We start from the raw sequence: 13,653 nt of genomic DNA on the forward strand, positions 1-13,653 counted from the left end.
AACGGCAAGGTCGAACGCTTCAACCGCACCCTGCTCGACGAGTGGGCCTACGCCCGCCCCTACCGCTCAGAGCAGGAACGACGCGACGCCTTCCCTGACTCGCTGCACACCTACAATTACCACCGCGGACACACCGCGCTGAAAGGCCAACCACCCGCCAGCCGCGTCCCCAACCTCACAGGGCAATACAGCTAGTGCGCGTATCGAAGTGAGAAAGGCGGCGACAGGCGAGTGGCTCCCGGTGGGCTGCGGCGGGGCGACCGTACGGAGGAACAGCCCGGGCGGGGGCGGCGAAACGCCGCGAGGGTCATTCCGGGCCTCGATCGAACCGGCAACACTGCCGCATATGGACATCATGCTCGTCGCGAGCGCGTTCAACAGCCTGTCCCAGCGTGTGTACGCCGAACTGTCCGACCTGGGACACCGGGTGGACGTCGTGCTCGCCACCTACGGTGCGACCGCCATCCGAACCGCCGTACGCGAGGTACGCCCGGATCTGATCATCGCGCCGATGCTCAGGACGGCTCTGCCCGAGGACGTCTGGTGCGAGCACACCTGCCTGATCGTGCATCCCGGGCCGCCCGGGGACCGCGGTCCGTCATCCCTGGACTGGGCCATCGCCGAGGACGCGCCGCGGTGGGGGGTAACAGTCCTGCAGGCCGAGGCGGCGATGGACGCGGGCCCTGTCTGGGCGGCGGTGCCGTTCGACGTGCCGCCGGTGGGCAAGAGCGACCTGTACCGCAACGAGGTCTCCGACGCCGCCGTCGCTGCGGTCCTGCTGGCCGTGCGGCGGTACGGCGACGGCTCGTTCAAACCGCGGCCGCAGAGCGACCCGTCGTTCCACGTGGTCTGGCGCGATCCCTTCCGTCAGGAACTGCGGCGGATCGACTGGGAGGGCGACAGCACCGAGTCGGTATTGCGCAAGCTGCGCGGGGCGGACTCGCAGCCGGGGGTGCGCGACGAACTTCTTGGCCGGGAGGTGTTTCTGCACGGCGGGCACATCGAGGACGAACTGCGCGGACGCCCCGGAGATCTGCTCGCCACGCGCGCGGGCGCGGTGTGCCGGGCCACCCGGGACGGCGCGGTCTGGATCCCCGAGCTCAGACTGCGCAAGGCCTCCGGTGATCCGGCACCGTTCCGGCGCCCGGCGGCCTCCGTGCTCGCCTCGATCCCGGTTCCGTCCCACCCGCAGGGTGGCATCCCCGGTGACCGGGCACCGGAGGACGGCCGCCTCCCGCACGCCGGTGACCGGCCGACGTGGCTCCCGGAGGTGGCGGCTCCGCTGGAACCCGCCCCCGGGCGGCGCACCCTGACCGACATCCGCTACCGGCAGCACGGTGACGTCGGGTTCCTGGCCTTCTCGTTCCCCGGCGGGGCCATGAGCACCGACCAGTGCCGCAGGCTGCTCACCGCGTACCGGTACGCGCTTGCCCGCCCCACCTCGGTGCTGGTTCTCGGCGGTGCCCGCGACTTCTTCTCCAACGGCATCCACCTCAACGTCATCGAGGCCTCCACCGACCCGGCCACGGAGTCCTGGACCAACCTCAACGCCATGAACGACCTGGTCGAGGCGGTGCTGCGCACCACCGACCGGCTGGTGGTCGCGGCGCTCGGCGGCAACGCGGCTGCGGGCGGCGCCATGTTCGCCCTCGCGGCCGACGAGGTGTGGTGCCGCACCGGCGCCGTCCTCAATCCGCACTACCGGCGGATGGGCCTGTACGGGTCGGAGTTCTGGACGTACACGCTGCCACGCCGGGTGGGGGCCGAGACGGCAGAGCGCCTGACGACGCAGGCGCTGCCGGTGAGCGCCGCGACGGCCGCCGGCCTCGGCCTGGTGGACCGTCTGGTGCCAGTCCCCGCACAGGAGTTCACCGCCGAGGCGGAACGGCTGGCGACAGAGCTCGCCGCCGCCCCGGACCTCGGACGGCGGATCGCGGCGAAGGCCGCGGCACGCCGACGCGACGAGGCGGCACGGCCCCTCGCGGAGTACCGGCGAGAGGAACTGGCCCGTATGCGCGGCATCTTCTTCGATCCCGACGCCCCCTACCACGCGCTGCGCTCCGCCTTCGTGCGGAAGGCGCCGAGTGGCTCGGCCCGGCCGCTGGCCCTCGTCGGCGAACCGGTCACCGGGGGCAGCCGGTGAGCTCTCCCAACCCCCTTCTGGTGGCGGGCGTCGGCAACATCTTCCTCGCCGACGACGCCTTCGGCCCCGAGGTGATCCGCGCCCTCGGCCATCGCCCGCTGCCGCCCGGCGTACGGGTCAAGGACTTCGGCATCCGGGGCCTGGACCTCGCCTACGAGCTGCTGGACGGGTACCGCACCGCGGTCCTGGTCGACGCGGCTCCGCGCGGACACCGGCCCGGAACCCTGTCCCTGATCGAACCGGATCTTCCTGGAACCACCGCCGCCGCGGCTCCGCCAGAGGCCCACGGCATGGACCCGGCCCGGGTGCTGGCCCTGGCCACGCACCTGGGCGACGGGCCACTGCCGCGCGTCCTGCTGCTGGCCTGCGAACCCCAGGTGCAGCCGACCGGCGACGAGGACATCACCGCCGGGCTCAGCGCGCCCGTACGGGAGGCGGTCGACCGGGCCGTCACCGCGCTGCACACGATGGTCCCGGCCCTGCTCGCCGACCCTGGGGCAACGCCTCCGTTGGGCCGCCCGGAGGAATCCGCCGAGCCGTGCCCGGCCGGCCTCCCGCACGAGACGGCCGGCGGCACGCAGGATCGGTAACGGCCCGCGGCTCGACCGTCCCGGACCGCCCGGCCCGTCCGTGGCCGGGACCATGCCCGACCCGGCAGGCGGTCCGAGCCACCCCGTCCAGCCCTGTCCCGACCTCGAGGAGCAGCGCGCATGTGTCAGTCCGCCGACGTCACACAGGCCGTCCTGGCGAAGAACGACGGCCTGGCCGCCGCCCTGCGCGACGACCTTACGCGGCGGGGCGTCGCCGTGGTCAACCTGCTCTCCAGCCCCGGCAGCGGCAAGACGGAACTGCTCGGCCTGGTACTGGCCCGGGCGGTGCGGCGGGGTGTCCCGGTGGCCGCGCTCACCGCCGACCTGGCCACGGAGAACGACGCCCGCCGGCTGGCCCGTTCGGGGGCTTTGGTGAAGCAGCTGCTGACCGATGGACTGTGCCATCTGGAAGCCCGTCAGGTACGCGGCCACCTCGACGGATGGCTGCCCGAGGACAACGAGCTGCTGTTCGTGGAGAACGTCGGCAACCTCGTCTGCCCGGCGTCCTACGACCTCGGCGAAACCCTGCGCATCGTGCTGATGGCGGTGACCGAGGGCGAGGACAAGCCGCTGAAATACCCCACCGCCTTCGGCTCCGCCCATCTGGTGGTGGTCACCAAGACCGACCTGGCCGAAGCGGCCGGTTTCGACGAGGCCGCCTTCCGCAGCCATGTGCACCGGGTCAACCCGGGCGTGGAGATCGTACGGTCCTGCGCGCGCACCGGCGACGGCGTCGACACCGTCCTGGAACGTGCCCTCGCCGTACGGTACGGCGCGCCCGCGCACCGGCCTCCCCTCGCGCCCCAGTCCCAGGGGCACACCCACGAGCCCAGCGCAGATCCGGGGCATCCGCACCCGCACGCCACGTCCGCCCCCGCCACGTGACAGCGCCCGCCGCCGAGGCCGTGCGCCGTCGCATCACTGTGCGAGGCACGGTGCAGGGCGTGGGGTTCCGCCCGTACGTGCACCGGCTGGCCGCCGACCTCGCACTGGCCGGGTTCGTCAGCAACACCGCACAGGGTGTGCTGATCGAGGTGGAAGGGCCGCCCACGGGCGTCGCGGGATTCTGCTCCCGGCTGGCCCAGGAGCCACCGCCGCTGGCCGCCGTGACCGGTATCGGCATGGAGGACGTCCCCGCCACAGGTGCCGCCGACGGTTTCACCATCCGGGGCACCGAGCAGTCACCGGGGCGCACCCAGCTCCCGCCCGACACCGCGACCTGCGCCGACTGCCTGCGAGAGCTGGCCGACCCGGCCGACCGCCGCCACCGGCACCCCTTCGTCACCTGCACCCACTGCGGTCCCCGCTTCACGATCGCCACAGCCATGCCGTACGACCGCGCCGCGACGACCATGGCCGACTTCCCGTTGTGCCCCGCCTGCGCGGGGGAGTACGGCGACCCGGGCGACCGGCGCTTCCACGCCCAGCCCGTTGCCTGCCGGGACTGCGGGCCCCGGCTCCGCCTGGTGCCCGCGGCCGGCACCGATGTCCGCCCGGCGCGGGACGAGGATGCCCTGGCGGCGGCCCGCGGGCTGCTGGCGGCCGGGCGGATCGTCGCCGTGAAGGGCGTCGGCGGCTACCACCTGGCGTGCGACGCCACCGACGAGCGGGCCGTCGCCGCTCTGCGCGCCCGCAAGGCGCGGGGCGGCAAACCGTTCGCGGTGATGTGCGCCGACCTGCCGACCGTGCGGCGGATCGCCCTGCTCTCCGACGACGAGCGGGCCGCGCTCACCAGCCCCCGGCGCCCCATCGTGCTGCTGCGCCGACGCGCCGAGCCGGACGGACTGCGGCTCGCGCCGGGGGTGTGTCCGGGCAGCCCGCACCTCGGCGTGCTGCTGCCCTACACCCCGGTGCACACCCTGTTGTTCGGACTGCCCGGGGATCCCCCCGGCCCTCGCGTGCTCGTCATGACCAGCGGTAATCGCTCCGGCGAGCCGATCGTCACGGACGACGACGAGGCCCTGACCCGGCTGGCGGAGGTGGCCGACGCCTGGCTCGTCCACGACCGCGGCATCGTCTCGCCCTGCGACGACTCGCTGCTGCGGGTACGCACCGACGGCACCGAGCAGGTGTTGCGCCGCTCCCGCGGGTATGTCCCGAGCCCGTTGCGGCTCCCGCTTGCGGTCCGCCCCGCGCTCGCCGTGGGCGGCGACCTGAAGAACGCGCTCTGCCTCGGCGACGGCGACCAGGCATGGTTCGGCCCGCACATCGGTGACATGGGCGACTTCGCCGGCCTGGAGGCCGCCCGGCGCGCGGAGCGGCACATGCGGCGCCTGACCGGCGTCACCCCCGCACTCGTCGCCGCGGACAAGCATCCGGGCTACCACTCCACCCGGTGGGCCCGCCGCCGCGCCGCCGGGCTGCCGCAGGCGAGGCCGGAGCTCGTGCAGCACCATCACGCGCACATCGCCTCGGCGATGGCGGAGAGCGGCTTCGACGGCACCACGCCTGTGATCGGCGTCGCCTTCGACGGCACCGGCTACGGCGACGACGGCACGGTCTGGGGCGGCGAGTTCCTGCTCGCCGACTACTCCGGCTACCGGCGTTTCGCCCACCTGGCCCCCGCCCCGCTGCCCGGCGGGGACGCGGCTGTCGCCAACCCCTGCCGCACGGCACTGGCCCGGCTGTGGGCCGCCGGCCTGCCGTGGGAGCCTGGACTGCCCAGCGTCGCCGCCTGCTCACCCGAAGAACTTGCCTTGCTGGAACGGCAGTTGGTGAGCAACGTCGCGTGTGTGCCCACGTCGAGCATGGGGCGGCTCTTCGACGCGGTGTCCTCTCTGGCGGGCGTGTGCCATCGCGCGGGCTACGAGGCGCAGGCCGCGCTGGAGCTGGAGGCCGCGGCCGCCGCCGCGTGGGAGGCGGACACGGCGGCGTACGCCTTCGGGTTCGCGGCCGGCTCCGCCCCCGTGAGGTGCGATCCCGCGCCGCTGCTGCGCGCCCTCGTCGCCGACCTGCGCCACGGCACCCCGGCGCCCGTGCTCGCGGCCCGGTTCCACCGGGCAGTCGCCGGGGCCGTCGCCGAGATCTGCCGGAGGGCGCGCCGCGACACCGGGCTGGCCACCGTCGCCCTCAGCGGCGGCGTGTTCGCCAACGGTCTGCTGGAGCAGGAGTGCACGGCACTGCTGGCTGCGGACGGCTTCACGGTGCTGCGCCACGGAGAGGTACCGCCCGGCGACGGGGGACTGGCCCTCGGGCAGCTCGTGGTCGCGGCACGGGAGCGGCACGAGGAAACGGCAATCGCACGCACCGACGAGACGGAGTGACCCATGTGTCTGGCAGTGCCCGGCAGAGTCGTGGCCATCGACGACCGTGCCGACCCGCTCACCGGGATGATCGACTTCGGGGGTGTGCAGAAGCGGGCATGCCTGGAGTACGTGTCCGACGTGCGGGTCGGGGAGTACGTCATCGTCCACGTCGGGTTCGCCCTCCAGAAGCTCGACGAGGAGTCGGCCCGGGCCTCCCTGGAGCTCTTCGAGCAACTCGGGCTCCTAGAGGAGGAGTTCGGCGACGCCTGGCAACAGGCGGCGCAGCAGGCCGGGAGCGACGCCCCGCACGCCCCCGCCACCGACGAGCGCGGGGAGAGCGGGAGCGAGGCCCGATGAAGTACATCGACGAGTTCAACGACCCGGATCTGGCACGACGGCTGCTGGACGAGATCCGCGCGACGGTCACCCGGCCGTGGGCGCTGATGGAGGTGTGCGGCGGCCAGACGCACTCGATCATCCGGCACGGCATCGACCAGTTGCTGCCGGACGAGGTGGAGCTGATCCACGGGCCGGGCTGCCCCGTGTGCGTCACCCCGCTGGAGATGATCGACAAAGCGCTGGAGATCGCCTCCCGCCCCGGGGTCGTCTTCTGCTCGTTCGGGGACATGCTGCGGGTGCCGGGGACCGACCGGGACCTGTTCCGGGTCAAGGGCGAGGGCGGCGACGTCCGCGTGGTGTACTCCCCGCTCGACGCGCTCGAGCTCGCCCGTCGGCACCCGGACCGCGAGGTGGTGTTCTTCGCCATCGGCTTCGAGACCACCGCGCCGGCCAACGCGATGGCCGTCCATCAGGCCCGCCGCCTCGGCATCGACAACTTCAGCCTTCTGGTCTCCCATGTGCGGGTGCCGCCCGCCATCGAGGCCATCATGACGGCCCCCACGTGCAGGGTGCAGGCTTTCCTGGCCGCCGGGCACGTGTGCAGCGTGATGGGCATGGCCGAATACCCGGACCTGGCCGCACGCCATCGGGTACCGCTCGTCGTGACCGGTTTCGAACCGCTGGACATCCTCGAAGGCATCCGCCTCGCGGTGCACCAGCTGGAGCGCGGCGAGCATCGCGTGGAGAACGCTTACGCCCGCGCGGTGCGAGAGGAGGGCAACCCGGCCGCGCTGCGCATGATCGAGGAGGTGTTCGAGGTCACCGACCGGTCCTGGCGCGGCATCGGGCGCATCCCCGCCAGCGGTTGGCGGCTGACGGACGCCTACCGCGCCTTCGACGCCGAGCACCGCTTCGACGTCACCGGCATCCGCACCGAGGAACCCGCGGCGTGCCGCAGCGGCGAGGTGCTGCAGGGACTGATCAAGCCGGTCGAGTGCCCCGCCTTCGGCACCGACTGCACTCCGCGCACCCCGCTCGGCGCCACCATGGTCTCCAGCGAGGGCGCCTGCGCCGCCTACTACCTGTACCGCCGCATGGACGGCCCGGTGCCGGACGGCACCCGGGCCCCGCAGGAGGAGATGAACCCCGTTGGCTGAACTCGCTGACCCCTCGGCACCCGTCGACCCCGCGAACTGGACGTGCCCGGCCCCCTTGCGCGACCAGCCGATCGTGGTGATGGGACACGGGGGAGGCGGCACCCTGTCCGCCGAACTTGTCGAGCAGGTCTTCACGCCCGCGTACGGCAACGCCATCCTCGCCGCGCTCGGCGACTCCGCGGTCCTCGAGCTCGGCGGAGTCCGACTGGCGTTCTCCACCGACTCCTACGTCGTCAGGCCGCTGTTCTTCCCCGGTGGCAGCCTCGGCGACCTGGCCGTCAACGGCACCGTCAACGACCTGGCGATGAGCGGCGCCCGGCCCGCCCACCTGTCCGCCGCGTTCGTCCTGGAGGAGGGCGTTGAACTGGCCGTGGTGGAGCGGATCGCGCGCGCCCTCGGCACCGCCGCCGAGGCGGCCGGGGTCACGGTGGTCACGGGAGACACCAAGGTGGTGGAGGCGGGGCACGGCGACGGCGTGTACGTCACCACCGCCGGGATCGGGCTCGTCCCGGACGGCGTGGACATCCGCCCTCAGCGGGCGCGGCCCGGCGACGCCGTCATCGTCAGCGGCCCGATCGGCCTGCACGGCGTGGCGATCATGAGCGTACGGGAGGGCATGGACTTCGGTGTCGAGGTGGCCAGTGACACGGCGCCCCTCGCCGGCCTGGTGTCGGCCATGCTCGCGGTGACTCCCGACGTGCACGTGCTGCGCGATCCCACCCGGGGCGGCCTCGCCGCGTCGCTCAACGAAATCGCCCGCATCTCCGGCACCGGCGTACGGCTGCGCGAGCGGGCCATCCCGGTGCCGGACGCCGTCGCCAACGCCTGCGGCTTCCTGGGCCTGGACCCGCTGTACGTCGCCAACGAGGGCCGCCTGGTCGCCTTCGTACCCCGCGCGGCGGCCGAGGCGGTCCTGGCCGCGATGCACGCCCACCCGCAGGGCGCGGGCGCCGCGCTGATCGGCGAGTGCGTCGCCGAGCATCCCGGCATGGTGGTGGTCTCCACCGGCCTGGGCGGCACCCGGGTGGTGGACATGCCCCTCGGAGAGCAGCTGCCGCGCATCTGTTGACGCGTCCGGCACGCCGAACGGCCCTGACGGAGGGGGCACAGCACCCACACCGTCAGGGCAGTAGCCGTTGTCCGGTCAGGACGGCACCGGTGCCGGCTCGACCTTGGTGATCTGGAGTTCCCGGCCGCTGCGCAGCGTCGGGGCGGGGCGGTCGCAGTCCGGGCACCAGAAGAACGGGGGCATGCCCACGGGGAACTCCGCGGCGCACGGCTCGCACCAGGCGCGGGCGGGCACCTGCTCGACGACGAGCCGGGCCGCGGCGAGGGCGGTGCCGTCACGGGCCACCTCGAAGGCGAAGTCGAGGGCATCGGGCACCACGCCCGCCAGCTCACCGACCCGTACGGTCACCGCCGAGACGGACTCCGTCCCGTCCGCCCGCGCCAGTTCGGCGGCCTGTTCCACGATCGCGGTCGCGATCGACAGCTCATGCACGCCTGGCTCGGAGGGGGTTGCCGGGGCCGGGCCGGCGGAAGCCGGCCATGCGCCACAACCGGACCTCCCGCACGATTCCCGGGAACTCCGCGACCAGCAGCGCGAGGGCCGCTCCGCCGAGCACCACCACCTCCGCCATCACAATCCGTTTGGCGTTCATCGCCACTCCCTGCTCTCGTGTTCCTCGTGCCGTGCCCGACCGCCGGGGCTCAGCCCGGGGAGATGCTCGGCATGCTGTCCATGACCCTGTTGTGCCGCTTCCAGTGGATCCCGGTGGAGCGGCGCGCGTCGGCCGTGCCGTCCTCGTGGTGCCCGGGCTGGTGCTGGCGCGGGCCCCTGTTGCCCTGGTGCAGGCCTTTGACGTGCGTGGGCGTGGTGGGCTTCGCCTGGGGCTTGCCGACCTTGATCGTGCCCATGCTGTGTTCCTTTCCCTCGGTGCTCCGCCGCGGGGTCGCGGCGGCGGCTCCTGTTGTCCTTGCCACGCCGGTCATGACCGTTCGGCCAGTCCGGCGAAGAACTCCTCGACGGCGGGCCAGACCCGGCCGCCGCCGGACAGCCCCCGCCACTCTCGGCGGACGAGGGCGACCAGCCGGAAGCACTCGTCGACCGGCACGATCCAGTGGTGCTGCAGGTTCCGGGAGGTGTTCACCAGCAGCGCCTCGACCTCGGGTACCACGCCGGCGAGATCCGGACACCCCGACACCGCCTCCCGCCACGCCGAGGCATCCACCTCCCACCGGGTGGCCCCGGCCGGGCTCGGGTAGTGCGCGACGACCGTGCCGTCCTGCCGGGGCACGAAGAACGCCAGGCCGACGGGCACCCCGAGCGGCCCCGTCTCGACCGGTGGCAGTTTCACCCGCCGCTGCGGGACCAGCCGGTACTGGCCGTCGCCCGCGCCGCTGTCCGCGAACAGCACCGAGCACGCCGGGCAGGCGCACAGCGCTTCCTCGCGGCCGGTTTCGTACACGTGCCGGTGCTCGCCCGCGAGCGGCGCGGCACACAGGTCGCACCGCTCCTCGGGACCGCCCGCCCGCCGGTCGGCGGAGGAGCGGATGAGCGCGGCCAGCGCACCGCCGGCGGTCACTGCGCCCCCTGCGGCGGGGCGGCCCGGCGCATCAGCGAGTCGACGGGCACGAACGCGGGCGGCCGGGACTCCGTCTCCGGCACCGTTTCGACGCTCGTCAGCTCCGGCGCCGCGGCGAGCACGGCCTCCCGTACGGCTTCCTCGACCCCCGAGGACGCCGAACCGCACCCGGAGCCGCAGCCGGCGGTGCGCAGCCGCACGCGGGCGACCGGGCCCTCGACGCTGTCCAGCGTCACGTCGCCGCCGCGCTCTTGCACGGCGGGCCGCAGCCGCTCGACGGCGCGGGCGGCGCGGCGGTCGGGTGGCTCGGGGTGCAGGTCGTGCAGCACCAGCAGGTGGCCGAGGAGCTCGTCCTCGGTGAGACGCTCGGCCAGGGCGGCGTCCGCGTGGTCCAGCACCCGGGCCAGCGCCTCGCCGTAGACCTCGGTGAGCACGCGGACGGCGTCGATGGCCGTCTGCGCCATGGGCCCGGGCGCGATCTGCACCTTCTCCAGCAGCTCGTCGATACGGGCGATCCGCGCCGTCACCTCGTCGTCGTCCAGCCTGAGGGCCGGCCCGGCGCCCTCACGCGGGTCCGCGACCGCCGCGGGTACGGTCTCAGTCATGGGACGTCCCGTAGGTGGGGGAGTGCATCGTGGTGAGCGTCTTGCCCTTGCCCAGGTACATGTGCACACCGCAGGGCAGACAGGGGTCGAAGCTGCGCACGGTGCGCATGATGTCGACGCCCTTGAAGTCGTCCGGCCCGTTCTCCTCGAAGATGGGCTGGCCCTGGACGGCGTCCTCGTACGGGCCGGGGGTGCCGTAGCTGTCACGCGGGCTGGCGTTCCAGGGGGTCGGCGGGTACGGGTGGTAGTTGGCGATCTTCTTGTCCTTGATCACCAGGTGGTGCGAGAGAACCCCGCGCACCGCCTCGTGGAAGCCGACTCCGACGGCCTCGTCGGGCACCTCGAAGTCCTGGAACACCTTGGTGTCCCCGGCGCGCATCATCTGCATCGCCTCCTCCAGGAACTGGAAGGCCATGGCCGCGGCGTAGGCGACGAAGTACGGCCGGGCACGGTTGCGTTCGATGGTGTTGCTCCACTGGGGGATCTGCCACTCCAGAGTCGTCTCCGGCAGCTTCTCGCTCTTCGGGAGCGAGATCCGCACGCTGTGCCCCGTGGCCTTGATGTAGGGGGTGTCGACCAGGCCGTTCAGGGCCGTGGACCACAGCCGGGCGAGCGGGCCGCCGCCGGTGTCCAGGGCGAGGTGGGAGTCGCTCTCCTTGTGGTACCAGCGCGGGCTCATCACCCAGCTGTAGTTGGCGTCGAAGTCGCGCTTCTGGGGCACCGGCACGGTGGTCTGGTTCCACGGGTGGCGCATGTCGACCGGGTTGCCGAGCGGGTCGTGGGTGACGAAGGGCTCCTGGGTCTCCCAGTCGTCGTAGAAGGAGCTGCCCAGCAGGATGCGCATGCCGAGGTTGATGTCGACGAGGTTGTTGGTGACCAGTTTGCCGTCGACGATGATGCCCGGGGTGACGTACATCGCCTTGCCCCAGTGGTTCATGTTCTCGTAGCGGTAGTCGACGACGGCCGGGTCCTGCCAGGCGCCCCAGCAGCCGAGCATGATGCGGCGGCGGCCCACCTCCTCGTACCCGGGCAGCGCCTCGTAGAAGAAGTCGAAGACGTCGTCGTTCAGCGCCACGGCCTCCTTGACGAAGTCGATGACCCTCGTCAGGCGCGACAGGTAGTCGGTGAAGGTGTTCGGCTGCGGCATCGTGCCGACGCCGCCGGGGTACATCGTCGACGGATGGACGTGGCGCCCCTCCATCAGACAGAACATCTCACGGGTGATCCGGCTGACCTTCAGGGCCTCCCGGTACACCTCACCCTCGAAGGGGTTGAAGGCACGCATGATGTCGGCGATGGTCCGGTAGCCGTGGATGTCCCCACGGGGCGCCGGGGTCCGTTCGGCCCGGGCCAGCACACTCGGGTTGGTGGCCTTGACCATCGCTTCGCAGAAGTCGACGAAGACGAGGTTGTCCTGGAAGATCGTGTGGTCGAACATGTACTCGGCGGCCTCGCCGAGGTTGACGATGTGTTCGGCCAGCGGCGGCGTTTTGATGCCGTAGGCCATCTGCTGCGCGTAGTTCGAGCACGTGGTGTGGTTGTCGCCGCAGATGCCGCAGATGCGTGAGGTGATGAAGCCCGCGTCGCGCGGGTCCTTGCCCTTCATGAACACCGAGTAGCCGCGGAAGAGGGACGAGGTGCTGCGGCACTCCACCACTTCCTGGTTGGCGAAGTCGATCTTCGTGTAGATGCCGAGGTTGCCGATGATCCGGGTGATCGGGTCCCACGACATGTCCACGATCTGCGGAGCTTTCCGCTCGGTGGCCCCGGCCCGGTCCGCGGTTGTGGTCATGTGCGTTCCTGTTCTCGCTGCGCGATGCGTCGGACGGTTGGAGGTGGAGAGGGGAGCGTGCGTACGCGGGTGCGGCCCGGCAGGAGGTGCCGGGCCACAGGTCACGGGCGCCAGTAGGGGTCGTAGCCGGAGGTGAGTTCCTGCTTGTTGTGATGCCACTTGGGTTCGCGGTTGACGACGGCGTTGGTGATGCCGCGCATCCTCCGGACGAAGGCCCCGTAGGGCTTGATCATGAGGGAGGAGAAGCTGCCGCCGGGCGGTTCGTCCATGAACGGCATGAACGCGTCGGGGAAACCGGGCATGGTGCAGCCAATGCAGATGCCGCCGACGTTCGGGCAGCCGCCGAGGCCGCCCATCCAACCGCGCTTGGGAACGTTGCAGTTGACGACGGGACCCCAGCAGCCCACCTTCACCTGGCACTTGGGGGAGTTGTAGTCCCGGGCGAAGTCGGCCTGCTCGTAGTACGCGGCGCGGTCGCAGCCCTCGTGCACGGTCTTCCCGAACAGCCACTGCGGACGCAGCATCTGATCCAGCGGGGGCGCCGGGGCGGCTCCGGCCCCGTGGTAGAGGACCCAGAGCAAGGTTTCCATGAAGTTCTCCGGCTGGATCGGGCAGCCGGGGACGTTCACGATCGGGAGGCCGCCCTGCGACCTGAAGTCCCAGCCGAGGTAGTCGGCCAGACCCATGCAGCCGGTGGGGTTGCCCGCCATCGCGTGGATGCCGCCGTACGTGGCGCAGGTGCCTGCGGCGACCACCGCCCAGGCCTTCGGGGCCAGCCGGTCAATCCACCAGTTGAGGGTCAGCGGCTCACCGGTCTCCAGGTCGTTGCCGAACGACGTCCAGTACCCGTCGCCCTCGATGATGTTCTGGTTCGGGATGGAACCCTCGATGACCAGGATGAACGGCGAGAGATCGCCGCGGGCCGCCGCGCGGTACGGAGCGAGGAAGTCCTCGCCGCCGAGACTCGGTGAGAGCACCTTGTTGTGCAGGTTCACTTTTGGCAGGCCCGGGATGAGTCCCAGGACCAGGTCCTCGATGGCGGGCTGGCCGGCCGCGGTCAGCGACACCGAGTCGCCGTCGCAGCTCATCCCTTCGGAAATCCAGAGGATGGTGATCTCGTCGAAGCCGTCGCGCGCCTCGGCACGGCTCGGCTCGGTGGCAACGTCGTGCGTGCCGCTGTCGATGGTCATGTCGTCA

General features: G+C 72.1%; 15 protein-coding genes. 8 read left to right on the forward strand and 7 right to left on the reverse strand.

Annotated features, from left to right (window positions below; translation table 11 throughout):
• The 8 genes from ACWD0J_RS34960 to hypE all read left to right on the forward strand — a co-directional run.
• The coding region (locus tag ACWD0J_RS34960) for an integrase core domain-containing protein (protein ID WP_451499885.1) at positions 1 to 195 on the forward strand (195 nt) is incomplete at its 5' end.
• A gap of 151 nt (positions 196 to 346) precedes the next feature.
• Positions 347 to 2,143 (forward strand): enoyl-CoA hydratase-related protein, encoded by a 1,797-nt coding sequence (locus ACWD0J_RS34965; RefSeq protein WP_451499886.1) that lies wholly within the window; start codon positions 347 to 349, stop codon positions 2,141 to 2,143.
• Positions 2,140 to 2,733, forward strand: coding sequence for a hydrogenase maturation protease (locus ACWD0J_RS34970; protein ID WP_451499887.1), 594 nt, complete (start codon positions 2,140 to 2,142; stop codon positions 2,731 to 2,733). Before ACWD0J_RS34965 ends, ACWD0J_RS34970 begins: the two co-directional genes overlap by 4 nt.
• A gap of 120 nt (positions 2,734 to 2,853) precedes the next feature.
• Positions 2,854 to 3,618 carry a hydrogenase nickel incorporation protein HypB gene (hypB, locus tag ACWD0J_RS34975; protein WP_451499888.1) on the forward strand — a complete coding sequence of 255 codons (765 nt, stop codon included), beginning with the start codon at positions 2,854 to 2,856 and terminating at the stop codon, positions 3,616 to 3,618.
• Positions 3,615 to 5,996: a carbamoyltransferase HypF gene (gene hypF, locus ACWD0J_RS34980; RefSeq protein ID WP_451499889.1), complete on the forward strand. Its 2,382-nt coding sequence runs from the start codon at positions 3,615 to 3,617 to the stop codon at positions 5,994 to 5,996. Before hypB ends, hypF begins: the two co-directional genes overlap by 4 nt.
• A 3-nt stretch (positions 5,997 to 5,999) precedes the next feature.
• A complete protein-coding gene (locus ACWD0J_RS34985; protein WP_451499890.1) occupies positions 6,000 to 6,335 on the forward strand; it encodes a HypC/HybG/HupF family hydrogenase formation chaperone in 336 nt (111 codons plus the stop codon).
• Positions 6,332 to 7,474: a hydrogenase formation protein HypD gene (gene hypD / locus ACWD0J_RS34990; protein ID WP_451499891.1), complete on the forward strand. Its 1,143-nt coding sequence runs from the start codon at positions 6,332 to 6,334 to the stop codon at positions 7,472 to 7,474. The genes ACWD0J_RS34985 and hypD overlap by 4 nt, the downstream gene beginning before the upstream one ends.
• Positions 7,467 to 8,543 (forward strand): hydrogenase expression/formation protein HypE, encoded by a 1,077-nt coding sequence (gene hypE / locus ACWD0J_RS34995; RefSeq protein ID WP_451499892.1) that lies wholly within the window; start codon positions 7,467 to 7,469, stop codon positions 8,541 to 8,543. The genes hypD and hypE overlap by 8 nt, the downstream gene beginning before the upstream one ends.
• 75 nt (positions 8,544 to 8,618) lie before the next feature.
• Here the strand turns inward: hypE and hypA are convergent, their stop codons facing one another.
• The 7 genes from hypA to ACWD0J_RS35030 form a co-directional block, all read right to left on the reverse strand.
• Positions 8,619 to 8,975 carry a hydrogenase maturation nickel metallochaperone HypA gene (gene hypA / locus ACWD0J_RS35000; protein WP_451499893.1) on the reverse strand — a complete coding sequence of 119 codons (357 nt, stop codon included), beginning with the start codon at positions 8,973 to 8,975 and terminating at the stop codon, positions 8,619 to 8,621.
• The gene (locus ACWD0J_RS35005; RefSeq protein ID WP_451499894.1) at positions 8,968 to 9,135 is read right to left on the reverse strand and encodes a hypothetical protein; all 168 of its coding nucleotides are present in this window, start codon (positions 9,133 to 9,135) and stop codon (positions 8,968 to 8,970) included. Before ACWD0J_RS35005 ends, hypA begins: the two co-directional genes overlap by 8 nt.
• Positions 9,136 to 9,184: 49 nt before the next feature.
• The gene (locus ACWD0J_RS35010) at positions 9,185 to 9,391 is read right to left on the reverse strand and encodes a hypothetical protein (protein ID WP_451499895.1); all 207 of its coding nucleotides are present in this window, start codon (positions 9,389 to 9,391) and stop codon (positions 9,185 to 9,187) included.
• Between the two features lie 71 nt (positions 9,392 to 9,462).
• The gene (locus ACWD0J_RS35015) at positions 9,463 to 10,059 is read right to left on the reverse strand and encodes a DUF5947 family protein (protein WP_451499896.1); all 597 of its coding nucleotides are present in this window, start codon (positions 10,057 to 10,059) and stop codon (positions 9,463 to 9,465) included.
• Complete coding sequence (locus ACWD0J_RS35020; protein ID WP_451499897.1) at positions 10,056 to 10,664, reverse strand: NifU family protein; 609 nt, start codon at positions 10,662 to 10,664, stop codon at positions 10,056 to 10,058. The genes ACWD0J_RS35015 and ACWD0J_RS35020 overlap by 4 nt, the downstream gene beginning before the upstream one ends.
• The gene (locus ACWD0J_RS35025) at positions 10,657 to 12,456 is read right to left on the reverse strand and encodes a nickel-dependent hydrogenase large subunit (RefSeq protein ID WP_451499898.1); all 1,800 of its coding nucleotides are present in this window, start codon (positions 12,454 to 12,456) and stop codon (positions 10,657 to 10,659) included. Before ACWD0J_RS35025 ends, ACWD0J_RS35020 begins: the two co-directional genes overlap by 8 nt.
• Before the next feature lie 101 nt (positions 12,457 to 12,557).
• Positions 12,558 to 13,646: an NADH-quinone oxidoreductase subunit B family protein gene (locus tag ACWD0J_RS35030; protein ID WP_451499899.1), complete on the reverse strand. Its 1,089-nt coding sequence runs from the start codon at positions 13,644 to 13,646 to the stop codon at positions 12,558 to 12,560.
• Positions 13,647 to 13,653 lie beyond the last annotated feature (7 nt).

The organism is Streptomyces sp. NPDC003011 (assembly GCF_053591515.1).